Source organism: Nguyenibacter vanlangensis (assembly GCF_013376155.1).
GTDB lineage: Bacteria > Pseudomonadota > Alphaproteobacteria > Acetobacterales > Acetobacteraceae > Gluconacetobacter > Gluconacetobacter vanlangensis.
This window is the reverse complement of the sequence record NZ_JABXXP010001215.1, coordinates 1-575: the sequence shown is the minus strand read 5'-3', so window position 1 is coordinate 575 and position 575 is coordinate 1. Positions and strand designations below refer to the sequence as shown.

The following is a 575-nucleotide window of genomic DNA, read 5'->3' as shown; positions in this document are numbered from 1 at the left end:
GGGCGTGATTGGCCGGGTGCGCGGGCTCGTCCGCGCAGGCCAGGTGGCTCATGACCAGCAGGGGGGTGATGCCCGCCAGGGCGTCGGGCCGGTCCGCCATCGCCCGCAGATCGTCCTCGGACAGGCCGAAGCGCGACATGCCGCTATCGACCTGCAGCACGGCGGGCAGAGATGTGCCGCGCGCCTGTGCCAGGCTCCGCCACGCCGCCACCTGCTCGACGCTGTTCAGGACGGGCACCAGCCCGTGCGTGTGCAGGTCGGCCTCGGTGCCCGGCATGGCGCCGTTCAGCACGACGATGGTGCTGTCCGCGCTCAGCAGGGGGCGGATTTCAGCCCCTTCGGCCAGATGGGCGACGAAGAACGTCCGGCAGCCGGCGGCATGCAGCACCGGCACCACCTTCCGGGCCCCCAGCCCGTACGCGTCGGCCTTGACGGCGGCGGCGCAGACGATTCCAGGCGCGAGCCTGTCCCGCAGCGACCGGTAATTGGCGGCGAGCGCGTCGAGGTCGATGGTCAGGATGCCGCCGGCCCAGGATGGCGGCAGCGGGGACGGGTCGTCCGCCGTCAGCATGGAA

At 72.7% G+C, this 575-nt stretch carries 1 protein-coding gene; it reads right to left on the bottom strand.

Features of this window, described 5'->3' with window-relative positions; translation table 11 throughout:
- The coding region (locus tag HUK84_RS22195; RefSeq protein WP_176642041.1) for an alanine racemase at positions 1–571 on the bottom strand (571 nt) is incomplete at its 3' end.
- Between the last annotated feature and the right edge of the window lie 4 nt (positions 572–575).